A 21,068-nucleotide genomic window follows, 5' to 3' on the forward strand; every position below is an offset into this window, starting at 1 on the left:
ATTTAAGAAAAATATGAAACAGTGGATATTGTTCGGGGTAATGCTACAAATAAAACTGTGCTTGAAAATGCAGGTATTGAAAATGCTGATATCATTGTGGCTGCAACTAGTATTGATGAAGTAAATCTACTTATTGGTATTTTATCTCAAGGATATCATCTGAAAAAAATAATTGCTAGAACTGCCAATCCATCACATATAAAGATGTTTAAAAAATTAGGACTAAATGAAGTAGTAAGTCCTGAACTTACAACTTGTATGGATATTCAAAAGTTAATTATCAATTCTCTTTCTGTTAAAATGTTAACAACAGGTTCTGATGATATGGAACTAGTAGAAATCACAGTCAAGTCCAGCAAAGTTGTTGGTAAAGAAATAGGTCAAATTAGTCCATCAAAAGATTTCATCATAGTCTTATGTAACAAAAACAATGAAGATATTATAGCCCAAAATAATATTGTTTTATCAAAAGATGATAAGATAACAGTTCTTGTTAAATCAAATAAAATTAAAAAAGTTAAAAAATATTTCACAAAAAGTGGTCTTCTTAGCTCAATATAAAAAAATAATAAAAGGAATTTATTGTGTTTATAAACGTGAAGCTAACATGACAGCTAATGATATTTGTTCAGTTACAGCTGATATTGCATATGGTCCATGACCAGGGAATAATTGAACAACATCTAAATCTGCAAGATGTAAAATGGATTTTCTCATATCATCCATACTTCCTGTTGGAAGATCTGTTCTTCCAAAGTTACCTCCAGAAAAGAGTGTATCTCCACTTATTAAACTTTTTCCATTACATAAACAAATACCACCACGTGTATGACCTGGTGTGTGTAATACTTCATATCCATTAACCATGTCATGCTCATTTAATGGTTTAATATCTAAATCAGGAACTTTCATTCCAAATGATGATGCTACTGTTGCATTTTCATCCTTATTTTTAACAGTTTCCAAATCTAATGGATGCATATATATATCATAACCATATTTATCTTGTAAATATTTATCTGCACCCATATGATCAAAGTGACAGTGTGTATTTACAATTTTTGTAATATCATTCATTGATATTCCAGATTCTTCTATTGAATCTATTAAATATTTGTTATTTAGTCCTGTTCCAGGATCAATTAGCATATCCCCAATAACATATGTATTTGAATCTCTTTCTTTTCCTAAAATTATTGTAATATCATCTACTTTTTCCATATTATATCCCACCTATTTTAATTCATATTTCATACCATAACAACCATATGTTGTTCCTAATATTTTATGATAATGATTTTCAGCACGCATAAAACCAAGTTTACCATAAAAATTTAGTAATCCTGGTTTTTTAAATTCAACATCCAATAATATTGCATCACATTTTAATATATACGCATTTTTTATACATCTTTTAACTAATTTACTTCCAACACCTTTTTTTCTATGTTCTGGATTAGTATATAAGTTTCCAATATAGTATTCATTACTTTTAATATGTGATGCAAATAACATACCTACTATTGAATTTTGTATAATTAAAGGTAAACTAGTACATGAAGTATCATATAAAGCTTTATATGTATTTCTAATAGATAAATCAGAACCCTTAAATGATACAGCAATTCCTTCAATATCCCTTGGATTCTCATCATACAATATTGTGATAAAATTTCTATGATAAGGATTTATATAATCACTCATTATTAATCTCTCAATAGCAGTGATTGCACGTACTTTATCATTATAAAAGAGTAGATTAAATGTAAATTCATCAGTATTATATATCCATGTTGCAATCTCACCAACATCATCATAATCATTTAAATTTCTAAAATTAGTCATAATATCATTTTCTTTAAAGCTTATATTTTTATTATAGTATTTATTAATACTTCTCTTTTATTTGATATAAACTTTTTAATATTCTATTTTATAAATAATTAAGTATTATGGAAACTAAAACTATAGTTCTAAATGATATTGATTATATAACAAGAGATGAAAAACCAGTAATACGATTATTTGGTAGAGACTCTAAGACAAATGAAAATGTTATTGCATATGACACAACATTTAAACCATATTTATATATTTTACCAAATAATTTAGATGAATGTCTAGTTGAACTACGCCAATTAGGTATAGATGATTTAGAATTAGAAGATAAAATAGATATTGGAGTTAAACGTGAATATATTAAGGCAACATTAATTCATCCACAAGAAGTTCCAAAATTACGTGATATTATACGTGAACTACCTACTGTTAGAGAAATAAGAGAATATGATATACCATTTTATAGAAGATATTTAATTGATAAACAAATAACACCAACAAATGTTATAGAAATTCATGGAAAAACCCAAGATATGGATTTTGATGTTGATGATGATGTTATTATATTTAAATTAGAAGAAAACCCAATTGATACTAAAGAGATTGTAAATCAGAATAAAATATTAAGTTTTGATATAGAAGTTTATAATGCTGAAGGTATGCCCTCTGCTAAAAAAGATGCCATTATTATGATGAGTTTATGTGGTAATAATGGTTTTAAAAAGGTTTTATCTACAAAAAAATCAAGTAAAGATTTTGTTGAAACATTACCTACTGAAGAGGATATGTTAAAACGATTTGTTGAAATTATTAAAGAAGAAAATCCTGATATGCTTGTAGGATATAACTCTGATAACTTTGATTTACCATATATTAAAGAAAGAGCAGATACACTTAATATTAAATTGCCTCTTGGAATTGATAAATCAAGTATTAAATTCATAAAAAGAGGATTTAATAATGCAGGCCTTATAAGAGGCCGTGTACATGTAGACTTATACCTTCTTGTAAGGCAATACATGAATTTAGATCGTTACACATTAGAACGTGTATATAAAGAATTATTTGATATTGAAAAGATAGATGTACCTGGAGATAAGATATTTGAATACTGGGATTCTGACAATGAATTATTAGAGAAATTATTTGATTATTCAATGGATGATGCTATTACAACAACAGAAATTGCAGATAAATTAACTCCCCTTACTGTTGCACAAACAAGATTAGTTGGTCAACCATTATTTGACATTGCACGTATGACTACCGGACAAATGGTTGAATGGTATCTTATATGGAAGGCATTTGAAAAAAACAACATAATACCAAATAAACCAACTACTAATGAATATACTCAAAGAAGAAGTTCTAAAAAGGTAGCAGGAGGCTATGTTAAAGAACCTGAAAAAGGATTATTTGAACATATTGCATATCTAGATTTTAAAAGCCTATATCCTTCAGTAATTATTGCTCAAAATATCTCTCCAGATACTATAACTACTGATGATACGCTAGATGAATCAGAATATCATCTATGTCCAGAATCAGATTATAAATTTTTAAAAGAACCAAAAGGTTTTATTCCTTCAATTATTGGTTATATTCTTGATGAAAGACAAAGAATTAAAAAATTAATGTATGAAGAAACTGTACCTGAACAGAAAAAGGCATATGACTTCGAACAACAAGGACTTAAACGTTTAGCAAATTCAATGTTCGGAGCTTATGGATATGCGCGATTTAGATGGTATAAAAAAGAATGTGCTGCTGCCATAACTGCTTGGGGAAGGGAATATATTCAAGATGCAATGAAAAAATCAGAAGAATATGGTTTTAAACCAATATATGCAGATACTGATGGATTTTATGCTACATATATTGGTAATTTAGATGATTGAAAAAAAATAGATAATTTATAAAATATTTATAAGTTAAAAAATACATAATAATTATTAAAAAAAATATAAAGAGTATATTTTATGAAGCTTAGTCCTTTACAAACTATTGTTTTTATAGTAATATTAGCAGGAATAGCATATGGTGCATACAGTGCAACAATAGATCAATTACCTGATGTTTCAGGTACTGTTGTTGGTAACACAACAGTTAATAACAGTACAAATCCAACAATAGGAACAGTTTACTTATATGATGATACAAATAATTCTTCAAATACATCAGTTATAATTAGAAAAAACACTAAAATATACAAGGAAGATAAAAATGGTAAACAAACCTCTGTAAATATGTCTAGCATAAAAAATGGTTGTAAAATTGATGTTTATACAGTAGGTGACCCTACAAATACCATTCCACCCCAAGTAATCTCTGAAAGAATTGTTATTAAGGCTAAAAAATAAACTCCACCCTTTTTTTATTTTTATTGAAAATAATTCCATTAAATAGCTAGTTTCTAATAAAATTTCAGACTAAAAAAAAATAAATTGAAGTAGACTACTCTACCCCATATTGAAAAAAAATTATTCATAAGTATCATATGAATATGTCATCACTTAGATGTATGTATATATAAAAAAGCTTCTATTTAAAGGGATTATATAAAAATACCTGAATTTAAATAAAATTTATATGATTTAATATAAAAACACACTATAAATATAAATACTCTTGAATTAATTTAGAAATTTTTTAAAATAAGAAATTAAAAATGGTTTTTTGTTATTTAATAAATACTTTTTTTTAAAATGATACTCACCATTATTCTAAATATAATTGATTTGATTATGTTACTGTTGATTTTTCTTGAATATTTAATTGTAATAATCTTTATTTATTATAAAAAAAAGAAGTTTAAATAGTAAAAAATATTTTTATATAAAGTATTTTATAATATAAAAAAAAATATTACTAAAATAAACAGAGTGATCCAAATGAAAGACACAGTGGGAATGATACTATGTGGTGGTTTTGGAAAAAGATTAAGACCTGTAACTGAAACAGTACCTAAACCATTAGTAGAACTAAAAGAAGATTACACAATACTTGATAAACAAATATTTGACTTTAAAAGTGCAGGAGTTAATAAAGTAATATTATTGACTGGATTCCTTGGAGAAAAAATAGAAGAACGTTATGGTAATGAATATATGGGCGTTACAATTGAATATGTTAAAGAAGAAAAACCTCTTGGAACACTAAATGCCATACGTTTAGGAATGGAACACATGGATGATAACACACAATGTGTAATAAGAAACGGAGATGTTGTTGCAGATTTAAGTATTAAAAAAATGATAGAAGATGGTGAAAAATCACCATTTGATTTCACAATATTTGTAACACAAATGACATCACCTTATGGTATAGTTGAATTAAGTGGAGATAAAATAGTATTATTCAAGGAAAAACCATTACTTGATTACTATATAAATGGTGGAATATACTTTTCAAAAGGTAAGTTAGACTTCGGATCATATAAAACAGGAGATATTGAAAAAACAATATTCCCTGAATTAGCAAAAGATAAGAAACTTGGATATTATAAGGAAAATGGTTTATTTTGGATGGCAGTAGACACGTCAAAAGAATTACAGCAAGTACAAAATGAATATAAAAACAGAGAAGATAAGCCATGGGGATATGAGAAAGTACTTATATATACTGATAAATATCTTACAAAAGAATTATTTATTAAAGAAGGTTATCAGACAAGCTTCCACTATCATCCAAATAAAGATGAAACAATGTACATTGTAAGTGGAAAAGGTTACATAGAATTTGAAGACAAAAAAGAATATTTTGGAGCAAAGGATACTGTAAGAATAGAACCACAAACACCACATACTATTGTTGCTATAGAAAACACAGTATTACATGAAGTATCTACACCAGACTTAGATGATACAATTAGAATAAAAGATTTCTATGATTCACAAACACCTAGTGGTAAAAGATAGATTGAATCTATCTTAAAAATTCTTTTTTACTTTTTTTAAAATTATTTATGGAGACGTGGTTTTATTAGTAATATAACTATTATTGATTATGGCAGTGGAAATATAAGGAGCATATATAATGCTTTAAAACGTTTAAATGTTGAAGTAAAAGTATCTTCTGATATAAATGAAATTAAAACTTCTGATGCATTAATATTACCAGGAGTAGGTGCATTTGGTGCAGTTATGAAGAATCTTGTTAAGTATAAGGACGTTGTATATAATCATATAGATGATGATAAACCTTTACTAGGAATCTGTTTAGGATTACATATGCTTTTTTCTAGTAGTCAGGAGAGTCCTGATATTAAGGGGTTGGATATATTTAATGGTAGTGCAAAGAAATTTAACTTACCTCCAGAATATAAAATACCTCATATGGGATGGAATACTATAGAAGTAAATGATACTACTTCAAATAACACTACTCTTCTATCTGAAGCTGACAATAACTATATGTACTTTGTTCATTCATATTATATTGACCCTGAGGATAAAAATATAATAACTGCATATACTGATTATGGTGGAAAAATTCCAGTTGCTATTGGAAAGAATAATATTCATGCACTACAATTCCATCCAGAAAAAAGTGGAAAAGCAGGATTAAATATTCTACGTAAATTTATAAACACCATAGATTAACCACCTTTTCTTCTTATTTTTTATAATATTAGAAATTAATATAATAATAACAAAGTATGATATATAGATATAATCATACAAATTTTATGAAAATTAATAATTTTAGTGATGTATATGGATATTGAAGAATTTGTAAAGAAAAATATGAGACAACAAAAAGATGAAAATGAAATAATTGAAAAACTCACAACAATAATCGAATACTACAAGAATATTAACTCCAAACAAGCAAAATTATTAAGTAAAACTGTGTATGATGAAGTAAAAACAACAGAAAACTTAGATAAAACTGAATTAAAAAAATTATTAGATTATCCAAAAACAAATATCCATATGGGCGAATTTGGTGTAGGATCACGTGGACAAGGAGATTTCTATGTACACAATCAAATTGCCCAGATTATTAAAAATACTGACACTTCCTCCATAGTAAATCCTACAGCCCAAGATGATGGAGGAGTAGTAAAGGTAGAGGATACCTATTATATAACCACTGCAATAGATGGAATTCATTCAAGATTAAGTGATTATCCATTTCTTGCAGGATTTCATACAGCAAGAGCCACACTACGTGATGTATGTGTTATGGGCGCAAATCCTGTAGCATTAATAAGTGATATTCATCTTGCAGATGATGGAGATGTTGGAAAAATATTAGATTATACTGCAGGAATCTGTGCAGTATCAGAATTAACACAAGTCCCACTAGTTTCTGGAAGTACCCTCCGTATTGGAGGCGATATGGTTTTAGGTGATAGATTAGTTGGTGCTGTTGGTGCTGTTGGATCATCCAACACCTTACCCAAAGCACGTAGTAATGCAAAAGAAGGTGATTTGATTCTTATGACAGAAGGTTGTGGTGGTGGAACAATCACAACAACTTCAATATATAATAATTATCCTGAAGTCATAAAAGAAACACTTAATGTTCAGTTTATAAAAGCATCACAACTACTAAATAACTATCCATCAGAAGATAAAATTCATGCGATGACCGATATTACAAATGGTGGAATAATTGGTGATTCTAATGAAATTAATAAAACAACAGGACTTGGAATACATTTATATAGTGAAAATATTAAAAATCTTATAAATTCAAAGGTTTATAATATGTTAGATGATTTAGATATAGATGTTCTTGGGGTTTCAGTTGATTCATTAATGATAATTGTTTCAGAAGAAGAATCAGATACTATTATTCGTTTATTAAATGAAAATAAGATTAAAACAGATGTTATTGGAAAAATAACAAATACTGGTAAAACCTATCTTGAGGATGAATCTGGTAATATTAAACAATTAGTTCCAAAATTTAGAGAAGCTGCATATACCCCTATAAAGAAAGTTATTGATTCAATAAATGAAGTGGACTTTGAAGAAAATAAAAAAACAATCAATCATGCTACAGTAGAATCTATTAAGAAAAAAGATGAGATTGTATCATGGATAAAAAGTAGATATGAATGAAAAAGGACAATTTCTATTATATGATGGAGTACTTGCAATAATTATTCTATTTATTATTATGATAGTCTGTTTTAATATTTTAGAAAAAGAAAGTACTGTATATGAATTAGATAATACTTATAAAACACCATATGAGGTATTAAATCTATTAGATACTATGCCCTATAATGATGAAAGTATTCTATATTCTCTAACTATGATAGATGATATTAATACTGAGTTAGAAAGTAATCTCTTAAATATAACAGAACATATTATATCAGACAATACCAGATATGAATATATTCTAAGGGATATTACAACAGACAAACTGTTACTTAAAACATCAGATAATAAAAAAATAATATATAGTGGTAGAAAAATTGTGAATGGACATGTTTTTGAATTAGATTTTTTAATCTAATTTCTTTATTTTATAACACTTCACTAATCTTGATATGAAGGATATTATGCCCATTATACTAGTTATAATTATGATTATATTTACAATATAGTTACAGTTAATTATATTAGAAAATAGGACCATACCTGGTATTGCCATACATATTACTCCAAAATATTTTCCTATTTTATCAAATATTAATGATTTATCTTTGTTATTTGCAAGTATTGATGATGTTAATATAAATTCACTAAAGACTATTATTGTTAATATTAAAAACCATGATGGTATTTTATTTACATAAACAAGCACTATGTATGATAATAATACAAATGTAATATCTGCAATAACATCTAATTTTGATCCAAAAGATGATGTGAGATTGTTTTTTCTAGCTATTTTTCCATCAAATATGTCTGTTAATGATATTATTATAAATAGAATTAATAGTATTATGCTGATTTTATTATTGTTTATATACAAATCACAAAGTCCTATACTAAATAATATAGATAATATTATTCTTAGAAAAGATAATTTATTTGCATTGTTAAATAGATCATACATGTTTTTATATTAAATTTTTATAAAAATAGTTTTTTTTTAAAAAATGGGGTCACAGGGATTTGAACCCCGATCCTAGGATTTCTCTTGTCTCAGCACTCCAATCGATCATCATCGGTATGCCTCAGCATGCGCGCGTTCTTCAAAGACAACTGGAGTCCCAGATGATGCCAGGTTACACTATAACCCCATATGTGCTATTTAAGTGTTAAGACTCAAACGAGTTTTTAGGATTATTTATAATTATATAAAAAGTATTATATATAGTTTTAGGTTATAAATCATTAAAAAAATTGAAAAAAGAGTTCTATTTTATATATTAACTTCTTCATATACCAAATCTATAGCTTTGGACATACCTTCTTTTACACTATCACATAATCCATATTCTACAAATGGTGATGATACTTTTTCAGGTTGACATGCAATAACAACTATTTCAACATCATCTAATTCATCTAATGGATCTACAACAGATATTGAATGGGGATCCTGATATTTTCCTACAGGCATTTCATCTTTTGATAAGATTTTAATATCTCCTGGTTTTCCACCAAAGTTTGCAATATCAAGTATGATTATTTTCTTCCACATTGGATTTGGTAATGAAAAAAGATAGTGGGGTGCACTTGTACCTGCATCAATTGTCATTACATTATCAGGTAATGGTCTTTCTTTGAGATGTTTCTCAATTTCATCTATTGTAGCTGGTCCAAATCCATCATCTTTAAATAGAACATTTCCACATCCTACTACTAGTACTTCTGCATCGTATGTCAAAATAAAATCTCCATAATTTATTATCTTTATTATTTTTTCTATATTTATAGTGTTATTTATATTAATAATAGTATATGATTATTTTTAAAAATTATTTAGGAATATAACATGTAATTTTCATTCTTTCCATTTCTTTACTTAATGGCTCTTGCAAATCACTTCTATACCATGCAAGTTCAAGTTTATTTGTAAGTGGATTTTTATATAATGCATAACCTTCTCTTTTATCAGCTAATAATAAAATCCATATATCTGGACCAACACTTGTTTTATATATTTTACAGTAAAATACATGTTTTTCATCATCATCAGAAAAACAAATATAGGCATTATTAATAGAAAGTGTTTCTTTAGGATGTAACAATCCTTGCACCTTTTCTTTATATGGGCTAAGTAATAATTCTAGTCTATCTAATGAAATATTAACATATTCATCATCATTTAAAAATAAATCTACTTTAATTTCATTACTAATAATCATGACTATACCTCCACAACATTAGTGTTAATATATGTGTTAAAATAATTATTATGTTTATTTATAAATTTCAAAAAAAAGATATTGAAAAAGAAGGGGTTGAATGGATGAGATTATTTAGTAAAAATTTTATCAAGAAGTCCTTTTTTAACATGAGATATTTCTTCTCCACTAACATCAGCAAACTCTTTAAGTACTTCTTTCTGTTTAGCAGATAATTTTTTAGGAACAACAACCTGCACTTTAACATACAAGTTTCCTTTTCCTGACCAGTTAAGACTCTTAATACCCTCTCCTCTTAATTTAAATGTACTTCCACTTTGTGTACCTGCTGGAATATTAAGAGAAGCTTCACCATCAATTGTTGGAACATCAACAGAATCTCCTAAACATGCTTGCACATAACTTATTGGTAGATCATAGAATAAATCTTGGCCTTCTCTTCTAAATAGATCGTGTTTTAAAACTTTTATAGTTACATACAAATCTCCAGAAGGAGCACCCCTAATTCCATCATCACCTTCACCAGAAACACGTAGTTTTGTTCCAGTTTCCACACCAGCTGGTATGTTTATTGAAATTTTATTGGTGGTTGTTTTTAATCCAGAACCATGACATTCTGTACATGGTTTTTCAACGTGTTGCCCTTCACCATTACATTGAGGACATTTAGAGACTGTTGCAAACTGTCCAAGTGGAGTGTTTTGTACTTGTTTTACTTGTCCAGCACCATTACATTGAGGACATGTTTTTACAGAAGACCCTGGTTCTGCACGAGTTCCATTACATTTTGGACATTTTTTCTTATGTCTAACATCTAAATCCTTAGATACACCACTAGCTACTTCTTCAAGTGTTAATTCTACTATTTGTGAAATATCCTGCCCTCTTCCAGAAGGACCAGATGATTCTCCACCAAATCCAAATAGGTCAAAAATACTTCCAAATCCACCTTGGGATCCACCACCAAATCCAAAACCATTGAAAATATCTTCAAAGTTTATGTTGTTAAAGATATCTTCTTGACTGAATCCGTCCATACCTGCATGACCAAATTGATCATATCTTTTTCTTTTTTCATCATCAGATAGTACACCATATGCTTCACTTAATTCTTTGAATTTTTCCTCAGCACCCTCCTCATGATTTACATCTGGGTGATATTTCATAGCCAATTTTCGATAAGCTTTTTTAATTGTTTTCTTATCAGCGTTTTTATCTACACCTAATACTTCATAATAATCTCTCTTATCTGCCATAGTATTGCCCCTTTCTATTAAAATAATAAATAAAAAAAAATAGTATAGGAAAAATCTTCCTATACTATACCCTTCTTTTTTACATCTTTAAGATTTAAAAAGAAATTATCCTTTCTTATAGCTAATTAATTTTAAGATAAATTTATTTATAAACGGTTATTAAATATTTTCTTTTAACTTAATTGATATATAAAAAGAAATTGTTAAAGAAATCTTCAACAATAATCCTTCAATCTATGTGTTAATTTATTTATTTTTTTTCAAAGTCTGCATCGATTGTGTCATCATTATCAGATTGTGTTGAATCTGATTGATCTGCTTGTTGTTGAGCTTGTTGTTGAGCTTGTGCAGCTTGTTGATATATTTCTGCACCAATTTCTTGTATTGTTTTATCTAATGCATCAGATTTTTCTTTAATTAAGTCAATGTCATCTTTTTCTATTGCATCTTTAAGTTCTTGTTGTTGATCTTTTATGAGTGTTTGTTTATCTTCACCTAATTGATCTTTGAGTTCTTCTAAAGTTTTATCAGCAGTGTATACTAATGAATCTGCAGTATTTCTAATTTCAATTTCTTCTTGACGTTTTTTATCTTCTTCTGCATGAGCTTCTGCTTCTTTTACTTTTTGTTCAATTTCTTCATCTGATAATTTGTTAGATGATGTGATTGTTATTTGTTGTTCTTTACCTGTACCTTTATCTTTTGCTGATACATTGATTATACCATTTGCATCTATATCAAATGTTACTTCAATTTGTGGTGTTCCTCTAGGTGCTGATGGAATACCTACTAATTGGAATCTTCCAAGAGTAGTGTTATCATTAGCCATTGGTCTTTCACCTTGTACTACGTGAATATCTACACTTGTTTGACCATCAGCTGCTGTTGTAAATATTTGACTTTTCTTAGTTGGAATTGTTGTGTTACGTTCAATAAGTTTTGTAGCTACTCCACCCATTGTTTCAATTCCTAAAGATAAAGGTGTTACATCAAGTAATACTAAGTCATCAATTTCTCCAGCTAATACTCCACCTTGAATAGATGCTCCTGATGCTACACATTCCATTGGGTCAATTCCTCTTTCTACTTTTTGACCTACAAAGTCTTCTACATATTGTTGGATGGAAGGCATTCTTGTTGGTCCACCTACGAGAATTATTCTGTCAATTTCATTATTTTCTAATTTTGCATCATCAATTGCCTGTTTAATTGGAGCTCCACATTTTTGAATAATTGGATCAACAATTTCTTCAAGTTTTGCTCTAGATAAACTCATATTTAAATGTAAAGGTCCTGCTTGTGTTGCTGTAATAAATGGTAAGTTTATATCTGTTGTTAATGTTGTGGACAATTCAATTTTTGCTTTTTCTGCTGCTTCTCTTAAACGTTGAGCTGCTTGATCATCATTTAATAAATCTACACCATTTTCTTTTTTGAATTCTTCTGCTATGTATTTCATTAATGCAGTGTCCATATCAGTTCCACCAAGGTTAGTGTCTCCACTTGTGGATTTTACTTCGAAGATTCCTTCTCCAAATTCCATAATTGTTACATCAAGTGTACCTCCACCAAGGTCGAATACTAATATATTTACATCTTCTTCATCTGTTTTATCTAACCCATATGCTAAACTTGCTGCTGTTGGTTCATTTACAAGTCTTAATACTTCTAAACCTGCAATTTTTCCTGCATCTTTTGTTGCTGTTCTTTGGTTATCATCAAAGTATGCTGGTACTGTAATTACAGCCTTTTTAACAGGTTCTCCTAAAAATGCTTCTGCATCTTTTTTAATTTTTTGAAGAATTAATGCTGAAATTTCTTGAGGAGTGTAATCTTTTCCTTTTATATTTACTGTATAGTTTGAACCCATATGTCTTTTAATTGCACTAATTGTGTTTTCTGGGTTTGTTACTGCTTGTCTTCTTGCAGGTTCTCCTACTAAAACTTCCCCATCATCTGAGAATGCTACATAACTTGGGAATGATTTACCATATTGAGTTGCTCCTTCTGCACTTGGTATGATAGTTGGTTTTCCACCAATTAATGCAGCTGCTGCTGAGTTACTAGTTCCTAAGTCGATTCCTATTACTTTTTCTTCTGCCATGTGTATCACCTTTATTTTTTTTAATAGTTATTTTATTATTGTAATTTAAATGAATAAATAATTTTTATTTTTTACATACTTTAACTTTTGAGTATCGTATGACTTTTGAATTTAATGTATATCCTTTTTGTAGGTCTTGGATGATTTCATTATTCTCATAATCATCATTATCTTCAGTCATTAGAGCCTCATGTTTATATGGATCAAATTTCTGATTCTTTGTTTCTATTGGCTCTACTCCTTCATCTTCCAAGATTTTTGTGAGTTTTTTATAGATAAGCTCTACACCTTCTCTTAAGTTTTTATCTTCTTTAACTTCAAGAGCTCTTTCTAAATCCTCATATGCCTCCAGTACTTTAAGTATTAAGCCTTCATTGGCAAATTTGACAAATTCTTGTTTTTCTTTAATAGAACGTTTTTTGAAGTTTTCAAAGTCTGCATGTATTCTTTGTAGTTTATCTTTATATTGTTGTATTTCTTGTTCTTTTTCTTCAAGAAGTTCTTCTACTGATTTTTCTTGTTCTTCTTCCTTGTTGTTTTGTTCTATTTCTTCTGCTTCACTTTTTGTTTTTTCTTCTTCTGTCATGTATTCACCCTTATTTAGTGTTAATACTTTTATTATTTTTAAGGGCTTATTTATTATAGTAACCCCAAGTTATAAAATATTTTCTTTTGCTAATTATAATTTAGTAACAAAATGTTATATATACTTTTTGCATTTTAATAACTTTTAGTTACAAAAGTATTTTTCGATATTATTAAATAAATATGAAGTACTATATAAATGTTTGGATATTTTAGTAACCTTAGGTAATATTTATATATTTACATGAATATAATAATAAGTAGGTAAAAAATAAGAAGATGATAATATGGATTTAGAAGCAGTACTTGATGTAATTGGCTGCAAAACAAGACGAGATATATTAGCATTACTTACAGAAGAACCACGTTTTGTAAGTCAAATATCACAACAACTAAATATAGGCCAAAAAGCAATCATAGGTCACTTGAAAGCTATGGAAGATCTTGGACTTATAAACCCATCATACAAAAAAATAGAAAGGGGACGACCAAGAAAATATTATGAAATATCCCAAGATATAGAAATAAAAATATTCATAAAACCAGACACTATCAATATGCACATGATGGGTGAGGAATTTACAGAATTATATAATATAGAAGAAAGATTATATATGGGAGATCATGAAGCAATAGAAGACCTAAGAACCATAATAGGAAAATATAAAAATGCTCTAAGATATGCTGAAGAATTATTAAGTCAAGTTGAAAACCCTGAAAAACACAAAACAAAAACTATAATCACTGATATCACACAGACAAAAGCAATACCTGAAGTTAAAATAGACCAACTAAAAAATTTATATAACAAATAAAATATATTTTAATATTATAAAGTATTATATTGATAAATGCTAAATAAAAAATAACTCTATAGGTGAAATAATGGATAAAAAAATAATATTATCTATTGTAATAGTAGCCCTTATAGGAATAGTAGCAGCTACCTATCAAATTAATATAAATGATAATTTATTAAATCCATTAGCTAGTATAGAACAAGAAGATTCACCAGTGACAGATGCACTTGCAGCACCTGCATCAACTGGAGATTCATCAAATAGCCTAGATAATGGACCTCAAAATGCACAACAACAAACAGGACAACAAGCTACTGACGCTTCTCAACAAGCAGGACAAAACAGTCAAAACAATAAAGATAACCAAGAAGGAACACAAAACAGTGCAACTAGTGGAAGTGCACTTATAAGTTCTGACTCACCCATACTTGTTACTGAAAGCTCAAATAGCCAAGCAAATGGACAAAACCAAAATAATGGTGGACAAAGCAACCCAAATTCAAATAACAATCCAAGTAACAATCCTAATAATAACCCAAATCCAACACCAACACCAAGCCCAAGCCCAAGTCCAACACCAAGTCCAACACCAAGTCCAACACCAAGTCCAAGTCCTGATACAACAATAACAATTAAACAAGCTCTTACACATGTATTAAAAAATATAGATAGTTCTATAACAATAGATGAAAGTAGTGTTAGAACTCAAACTATAAACAATGAAGAATGGTATGTATTTTCAGCTAAAAAAGAAGGTATATCCTTTAACTATTATGTATGTACAACCAAAGACGAAAATGGTAATATCAGAATGTATAATGATTTAGATAATGCTGGACCAAATGAAACACCAACTCCTGGAACTGATCTATCAGATGATCCTAACGGAGATACTGGTGACGACTACAACCAAACATAAAAATAATTCATAGGTAGATGCTTAAATTTCTAAAAGGATTTATTAAGACAATATTATTTATTTTTGAGATTAAGTAAAATCTCAAATTATACTTTTTTTATAATTAATTTTTAATTAATTTACTTTTTAAATACTAATAACCAAAATATAAATAGTAAAGAAATCATATAATAATATAAGCTTAAGTACTAAAATGTACTTTTTAAGGAACGAATTATTAAATAAAAAAAACAGGGGTAAAAACATGGATTTTGTAACAATTGTAAGTTTCATTGTTGTAGGAATGGTTGTTATAACATTAATCGGACAAGCAATGGGTAGTTCAATAGAATAAAAATATAAATACTTTTTTTCTAAAATATTTTTTTAAAGAAGTTTATGCTTGCATTTATTATTCATAGCATAAAAACTTATAAGTTATTAAATTATAACTAACTAAGTTATAAAAATTAGATATCATAACCAAAAATTAATGAAAAATAAATACGGATTTGGAGGGATTTGAACCCTCGGTCTCCAGATTAGGAGTCTGGTGCCCTATCCAGACTAGGCTACAAACCCATATATAATAAAATCACGAGAAAATCAATTAAAAATAGTTTTTATAGTATAAAAGATAGCGGACCTGGGGGGATTTGAACCCCCGGCCTTTGGATTAGAAGTCCAACGCCCTATCCAGTCTAGGCTACAGGCCCATATATTAATACATATACTACTATTATTAGTTTCTATAGTTTATCCTTTTTATACTTTACTATTTTAAAATAAAAATAAAAACAAAATATAAAACAAAACTGTATTCTATTCAATTTATTTTAAAAAAAAGATAAAAAAATAATATGAATTAATTAATTAATTATAATTAACCTCACCATACTGTCCTCCACGACCAGGAATTACATCTAGAGTGTTATCTCTATATGATTTAATAACATTAGCTAACAACATATCGACAGTGGCTATTTTTTCTATAGGAGTATTAAGTAAAACATCAATCTCATTTCCAAATAAATCTAACAATCTATCATATCTTGTTTGAACATACTTCGTAGTAACACCCTTATCATGCACAGTACTTAATAACTCAGCAAGAGGTAATAAATACTGATAATGTGGACGATGACTTGGATGATGAGGTTTATCAAACGATGCTAACTCTTGTATTCTACCTTTTACTCCCTTCTTTATTCTTCCACCACAGGAACATTTCATATCACATTCAACTGCATCATGGATATTATATATTCTATGACAGTCAATACATCCAGTTTCATGATATTTACCCATACGAGGATCAAAACCATAATTCTCAATTATATCATTATTTTTTATTGAAAAACATAACGACTTAAATGATAAATCCTTAAGTTCCATTCTATTAAATTCCCTACCTATTCTATGAGGCCATGGTGAATGTGAATCAGAATTTGTTAAAAATGTATAATCTGCTAATTCCTTTATTGTATCAGCCAAATCAGAATCACTAGATAAACCTAATTCTACAAAGTCAGGTTGTTGACCATAACAATCAGTAACTGAATCATAGGATTTATATAAACCAGTCCATGGTGTAAAAATATGAGCAGGACCAATAATACAATTATAATCTCTGGCAATATCCATAATTTCTGCACCATTCATACGAATTCTTGGTCTTCCATCAGCATCCATATTCTTAACAGTAAATTCATCCCTCATATTCCATGCTACTTCAATAGATGGAATTATAATTAAATGATGTATCCTCTGATTATCTTCTACTTCAGTAGTAGTTATAAATTTAGTATTGTTAGTTTCAATAGTATCATTTGTTTTGTAAATTCCAGTATTATCAATTTCCACTAATGAATCTTCTAATTCATTCAACCATCCAGAATGGAATGCATCACCTGTAGCCACAAGATCTAAACCCTTTTTAACAGATTCAAGAGCCATTGTTTCTGGATCCATATTTTTAGAAGTTGCCATTGAATATTTACTATGAACATGTAAATCTGCATTAATTATCATAAATATCATCAAAAAATAGTTAAAAGAGAATTTAACCAATATAACGTAGATCTTCACCAGGTTGATTTACACCATGTTCCACCATATTTTGGTTAAATTTTGGATTAAGAGCTAATCTTTCATTTGTAACTTTTATTTGCTCATCTAATTCTTCAAAGTCTAATTCAAATCCAAATAATTTAAATAATACAAACAATACTTCCTTTGCTGAGCTAGGATCTACATAAAATCCAGGTGTTTCTCCCATTAGACATGCAGCATCAATACCTTTTTGTTGTGCATAATATAATAATAATCCAGAAGCTCCAACTATTGCTCCACCTTCATCTTTTCTAACTTCAGTATTGTCGATTTCAAGTATTTCATCGATTAAATCCTTATTATTTCCAGCAACAAATACTTTACTTCTTTCACTTAATTCACCAGTACCTAATCCACCAATTGTAAAGATTTTTTCTGAACCAAGATCTTCAAAATAATTCATTAATACTTTAGAAATCATTATTTGTCCTTCAAAATCAGATCCTTGAGTATTTCCCGTTAATAATACTATATCCTGATTATTTTCTCCAAAATCTTTAATATAAAAGAATTCCATTTTCATATGTTCAATAAGTCCATCCTCTTTCATTGTAACTTGTGGAGGGAAATAATCTGATTGAAGTTCTGCAAATTTTTCACCATTTAAATGTTTAACTATTTGGTCTACAACGATTTTTCCTACAAAACCAATTCCTGGTAATCCTTCAATAACTATTGGATTATTTAAGTTTACTTCCCCTATTTCTGTTATTTTTGTCTCATTTTCCATGTTATTCCCCATTTATTTATTTTAATAGATGATATGATGAAAATTATTTTTCCATTTGTTGTCTTTTTAAAATACGTCTATATTTACCATATTTATCTTGTGGTGAATATCTTGCAGGAAATATTACTCCAGTTTTAACATTACATTCTGGACATGATTCCTCTAATGTATATTCTCCACATTCTTTGCATTTTCTCATCTGAAATTTCATATTATTATATCTTTGTTTATGAATACTTATAAATTATATAATTAATTATCAAGAGATATAATTTCTAAATTTTTACACTTGAAATACACGTCTAAAAAAGTAAATATATGAAAAATATTTTCTTTATTTGAATGATGCAAGAAAATCTTCAAGTTCATCATGAATCTTATCAAGTTGTGATGAACCTACATGTCCAAGATATGAATTAAAACAAACTAAAGTAGAATCTTTAATTAAAGTATGCATTGGAATAGCATCTAATTCTGGTGGAAAATATTGATCCTCATATATTCCAATAATTAAAGTTTTAGCAGTGATATTTGAAATAATATCTGTTAAATCATAATTCATAGATGCATTGTTTCTATAATAAGCATCAAGAACATCTTCTTGTGAATCTTCCATTGCAAATTCATCCATATACTTATCAATATCAGATGTGGACTGATCCATATAGAATTGACGAGATAATCCAAAGGAATACATTGCCTTGCTAGATAATTCAAGAGCTCTTTTAAGATCTCCTGTTACTTTTTTATTGTTGAAATCCTTATCAGATGTTATAATATCGTTCATAACCTTGCTTAAAACGTAATTTTGGCCACCAACTTTATAACTACTTACTAAAGATATTAAAAAAGAAATATCATCAGGATATACTGCAGCCCATGTTACTGCTTCAAATCCCCCCATTGAATTACCTATAAGTCCTAATGGTGAAACAATATTTAAACATTCATCTAAAAACTTTTTATTAAAATTAACCATGTCTAATATAGTGTATTCAGGATAATCTGAATTTAATTTAGAAGTACTTGGACTACTACTACCTGGTGTTCCAAGTGTTGATAAAGATACAAAGAAAAACTTATTTGTATCAAAGGGTAAATTTTCACCCAATGCCACACCTATTCTTTTTATTGATCCATAATTTCCACTTGTACCATGGAAATATATTATAGCATTTGTTATATGTCCTTCATCATCATACTGTGGTGTACCCATAGTCATGTATTCAACAGTCTGATTTTCAAGTACTTTACCATTATTAAATTTAAATTCCTTTAAAGTATAATATTCAGGCGATATTGATTCTATATTCATAATAATCTCCTCATTTAATAAAAAAGATATTTTTCATAAAAAAAATAATAAATTTATTTTTAATTTACAAAATTTAATAAAAAAAAATAGTATAAAAAAGAATTAATCAAAGAATTAATCTTCTAATTCACGATGGAAAGAACCTTCCCCATCATTTTCTTCAACAATTCCAATACATTTATTAGCTGCTTCACTTAATATTTTTTCAGCTGTAGGGTAATCCTCAGTTGTTACCATGATTCTGTATGTAGGTGATCCAACACATTGAACTTCAACATTATCTGATTCAATAGATTGAAGAGCTTCAATAATTATTTCAACACCATTTGATTTATATGAGGTAAGATCCACATACCCTGTTATTTGTACTTCAGGTGTTGATATATTTTTCTTAGCAACTTCTGTAATTATTTTAGCCCATTCTGGACTAACATCCACATCTAAAAGTACGTTTTCCCCATCATCTGATGCTAATTCGAATCCTTCGTATAAATCTCCAAATTCTTCCATTATTAAATATCCTACTTCATCATAAGCTTCATCTAAAGTTTTATTAATTGATTTAGCAGATATTTCTAATAATTTTTCAGCTTTTTGTTCTATTTTCCATTGTTGCATTCTACGTGTTCTTTGATCTTCACGTATACGTTTAAGAGATGCATCTACATGACCTTTTTTAGGATTAACTCTTAATACACGAGCTACAATTTTTTGATTTTCTCTAACATAATCTCGTATATTTTTAACCCAACCCGAAGATACTTCAGAAATATGAATAAAAGCTTCTTTACCTTCATATTCTTCTAGTTTTGCAAATGCACCATATCCTAATACTTTATGTACGGTTCCAACAATTAGATCACCTTCTTCAGGCCATTCTTTGCTCATTCTAACCATATAATCACCTGGATAAGTAATCTATTTTTAATATTTAGTGATCTAGAACTTCTACAATTTGTGCACAAATTTTAGAACGGCCACCTTTTGGTTCAACTAATGTTTTACCACAGATAACACATTTTACTGTTGATGCTGCATGATCAAATATTATTTGGTGGTTTTCACAGTCACCACATTTAACTTTTAAAAAATTACTTTGTTGTTTAGGCATAAATAGTTCCTCCTTAAGTTAGTAATTCATCATTTTTTTT

23 protein-coding genes and 3 tRNA genes are annotated in these 21,068 nt (G+C 28.3%); 9 read left to right on the forward strand and 17 right to left on the reverse strand.

All coding sequences use genetic code 11. The features are described from left to right. Nucleotides 1-21: 21 nt before the first annotated feature. Nucleotides 22-561, forward strand: coding sequence for a TrkA family potassium uptake protein (locus tag A9758_RS03355; protein WP_069776332.1), 540 nt, complete (start codon nucleotides 22-24; stop codon nucleotides 559-561). A 27-nt stretch (nucleotides 562-588) separates the two neighbouring features. Here A9758_RS03355 and A9758_RS03360 read toward each other — a convergent pair whose 3' ends face one another. Further along, nucleotides 589-1,221: an MBL fold metallo-hydrolase gene (locus A9758_RS03360; RefSeq protein WP_011407073.1), complete on the reverse strand. Its 633-nt coding sequence runs from the start codon at nucleotides 1,219-1,221 to the stop codon at nucleotides 589-591. 12 nt (nucleotides 1,222-1,233) lie between these two features. Beyond that, nucleotides 1,234-1,845 carry a GNAT family N-acetyltransferase gene (locus A9758_RS03365; RefSeq protein WP_011407074.1) on the reverse strand — a complete coding sequence of 204 codons (612 nt, stop codon included), beginning with the start codon at nucleotides 1,843-1,845 and terminating at the stop codon, nucleotides 1,234-1,236. A gap of 107 nt (nucleotides 1,846-1,952) precedes the next feature. On the opposite strand from A9758_RS03365, the gene A9758_RS03370 reads away from it, so the two are divergent. The 6 genes from A9758_RS03370 to A9758_RS03395 all read left to right on the forward strand — a co-directional run bounded on the left by A9758_RS03370 (nucleotide 1,953) and on the right by A9758_RS03395 (nucleotide 8,313). Then, the gene (locus A9758_RS03370; protein ID WP_011407075.1) at nucleotides 1,953-3,737 is read left to right on the forward strand and encodes a DNA-directed DNA polymerase; all 1,785 of its coding nucleotides are present in this window, start codon (nucleotides 1,953-1,955) and stop codon (nucleotides 3,735-3,737) included. 81 nt (nucleotides 3,738-3,818) lie between these two features. Further along, the gene (locus tag A9758_RS03375; RefSeq protein ID WP_011407076.1) at nucleotides 3,819-4,199 is read left to right on the forward strand and encodes a hypothetical protein; all 381 of its coding nucleotides are present in this window, start codon (nucleotides 3,819-3,821) and stop codon (nucleotides 4,197-4,199) included. A gap of 531 nt (nucleotides 4,200-4,730) precedes the next feature. Further along, on the forward strand, nucleotides 4,731-5,756 hold the full coding sequence (locus A9758_RS03380; protein ID WP_011407077.1) for a sugar phosphate nucleotidyltransferase: 1,026 nt from the start codon (nucleotides 4,731-4,733) through the stop codon (nucleotides 5,754-5,756). An 81-nt stretch (nucleotides 5,757-5,837) separates the two neighbouring features. Then, complete coding sequence (hisH, locus tag A9758_RS03385) at nucleotides 5,838-6,440, forward strand: imidazole glycerol phosphate synthase subunit HisH (RefSeq protein ID WP_369815011.1); 603 nt, start codon at nucleotides 5,838-5,840, stop codon at nucleotides 6,438-6,440. Nucleotides 6,441-6,554: 114 nt separating this feature from the next. Further along, nucleotides 6,555-7,910, forward strand: a complete 1,356-nt coding sequence (locus A9758_RS03390) for an AIR synthase-related protein (RefSeq protein ID WP_011407079.1) — start codon at nucleotides 6,555-6,557, stop codon at nucleotides 7,908-7,910. Beyond that, on the forward strand, nucleotides 7,903-8,313 hold the full coding sequence (locus A9758_RS03395; protein ID WP_011407080.1) for a hypothetical protein: 411 nt from the start codon (nucleotides 7,903-7,905) through the stop codon (nucleotides 8,311-8,313). Before A9758_RS03390 ends, A9758_RS03395 begins: the two co-directional genes overlap by 8 nt. Here A9758_RS03395 and A9758_RS03400 read toward each other — a convergent pair. The 7 genes from A9758_RS03400 to grpE form a co-directional block, all read right to left on the reverse strand. Further along, complete coding sequence (locus tag A9758_RS03400; RefSeq protein WP_011407081.1) at nucleotides 8,305-8,859, reverse strand: CDP-alcohol phosphatidyltransferase family protein; 555 nt, start codon at nucleotides 8,857-8,859, stop codon at nucleotides 8,305-8,307. The two genes, A9758_RS03395 and A9758_RS03400, sit on opposite strands and share 9 nt — an antisense overlap. A gap of 44 nt (nucleotides 8,860-8,903) precedes the next feature. Further along, nucleotides 8,904-9,046 (reverse strand) — tRNA-Trp (locus A9758_RS03405). 122 nt (nucleotides 9,047-9,168) lie between these two features. Further along, entirely contained in the window at nucleotides 9,169-9,636 is a 468-nt protein-coding gene (gene frhD, locus A9758_RS03410; RefSeq protein WP_011407082.1) for a coenzyme F420-reducing hydrogenase, FrhD protein, read from the reverse strand. 91 nt (nucleotides 9,637-9,727) lie between these two features. Next, nucleotides 9,728-10,117, reverse strand: a complete 390-nt coding sequence (locus A9758_RS03415; RefSeq protein WP_011407083.1) for a hypothetical protein — start codon at nucleotides 10,115-10,117, stop codon at nucleotides 9,728-9,730. Nucleotides 10,118-10,227: 110 nt separating this feature from the next. Continuing rightward, the gene (dnaJ, locus tag A9758_RS03420) at nucleotides 10,228-11,373 is read right to left on the reverse strand and encodes a molecular chaperone DnaJ (RefSeq protein ID WP_011407084.1); all 1,146 of its coding nucleotides are present in this window, start codon (nucleotides 11,371-11,373) and stop codon (nucleotides 10,228-10,230) included. Nucleotides 11,374-11,623: 250 nt separating this feature from the next. Then, nucleotides 11,624-13,486 carry a molecular chaperone DnaK gene (dnaK, locus tag A9758_RS03425; protein WP_369815009.1) on the reverse strand — a complete coding sequence of 621 codons (1,863 nt, stop codon included), beginning with the start codon at nucleotides 13,484-13,486 and terminating at the stop codon, nucleotides 11,624-11,626. 55 nt (nucleotides 13,487-13,541) lie between these two features. Next, complete coding sequence (gene grpE / locus A9758_RS03430; RefSeq protein WP_011407086.1) at nucleotides 13,542-14,063, reverse strand: nucleotide exchange factor GrpE; 522 nt, start codon at nucleotides 14,061-14,063, stop codon at nucleotides 13,542-13,544. Nucleotides 14,064-14,349: 286 nt separating this feature from the next. On the opposite strand from grpE, the gene A9758_RS03435 reads away from it, so the two are divergent. Then, nucleotides 14,350-14,877 carry an ArsR family transcriptional regulator gene (locus A9758_RS03435; RefSeq protein ID WP_011407087.1) on the forward strand — a complete coding sequence of 176 codons (528 nt, stop codon included), beginning with the start codon at nucleotides 14,350-14,352 and terminating at the stop codon, nucleotides 14,875-14,877. Between the two features lie 70 nt (nucleotides 14,878-14,947). Then, a complete protein-coding gene (locus tag A9758_RS07465; RefSeq protein WP_011407088.1) occupies nucleotides 14,948-15,781 on the forward strand; it encodes a hypothetical protein in 834 nt (277 codons plus the stop codon). A 486-nt stretch (nucleotides 15,782-16,267) separates the two neighbouring features. Here the strand turns inward: A9758_RS07465 and A9758_RS03445 are convergent. From A9758_RS03445 to A9758_RS03480, 8 genes are all read right to left on the reverse strand, one after another. Next, nucleotides 16,268-16,342 (reverse strand) — tRNA-Arg (locus A9758_RS03445). Nucleotides 16,343-16,401: 59 nt separating this feature from the next. Then, nucleotides 16,402-16,476: transfer RNA gene (locus A9758_RS03450), tRNA-Arg, on the reverse strand. A 157-nt stretch (nucleotides 16,477-16,633) separates the two neighbouring features. After that, on the reverse strand, nucleotides 16,634-17,791 hold the full coding sequence (locus A9758_RS03455; protein WP_011407089.1) for a TIGR00375 family protein: 1,158 nt from the start codon (nucleotides 17,789-17,791) through the stop codon (nucleotides 16,634-16,636). Nucleotides 17,792-17,822: 31 nt separating this feature from the next. Beyond that, complete coding sequence (locus A9758_RS03460) at nucleotides 17,823-18,602, reverse strand: proteasome assembly chaperone family protein (protein ID WP_011407090.1); 780 nt, start codon at nucleotides 18,600-18,602, stop codon at nucleotides 17,823-17,825. 43 nt (nucleotides 18,603-18,645) lie between these two features. Beyond that, on the reverse strand, nucleotides 18,646-18,813 hold the full coding sequence (locus A9758_RS03465; protein WP_011407091.1) for an RNA-protein complex protein Nop10: 168 nt from the start codon (nucleotides 18,811-18,813) through the stop codon (nucleotides 18,646-18,648). Nucleotides 18,814-18,936: 123 nt separating this feature from the next. Next, on the reverse strand, nucleotides 18,937-19,917 hold the full coding sequence (locus A9758_RS03470) for an alpha/beta fold hydrolase (protein WP_011407092.1): 981 nt from the start codon (nucleotides 19,915-19,917) through the stop codon (nucleotides 18,937-18,939). A gap of 114 nt (nucleotides 19,918-20,031) precedes the next feature. Next, nucleotides 20,032-20,814: a translation initiation factor IF-2 subunit alpha gene (locus A9758_RS03475; protein WP_011407093.1), complete on the reverse strand. Its 783-nt coding sequence runs from the start codon at nucleotides 20,812-20,814 to the stop codon at nucleotides 20,032-20,034. A 34-nt stretch (nucleotides 20,815-20,848) separates the two neighbouring features. Further along, nucleotides 20,849-21,028 carry a 30S ribosomal protein S27e gene (locus A9758_RS03480; RefSeq protein ID WP_011407094.1) on the reverse strand — a complete coding sequence of 60 codons (180 nt, stop codon included), beginning with the start codon at nucleotides 21,026-21,028 and terminating at the stop codon, nucleotides 20,849-20,851. Between the last annotated feature and the right edge of the window lie 40 nt (nucleotides 21,029-21,068).

It is taken from the genome of Methanosphaera sp. A6, assembly GCF_001729395.1.
GTDB lineage: Archaea > Methanobacteriota > Methanobacteria > Methanobacteriales > Methanobacteriaceae > Methanosphaera > Methanosphaera stadtmanae.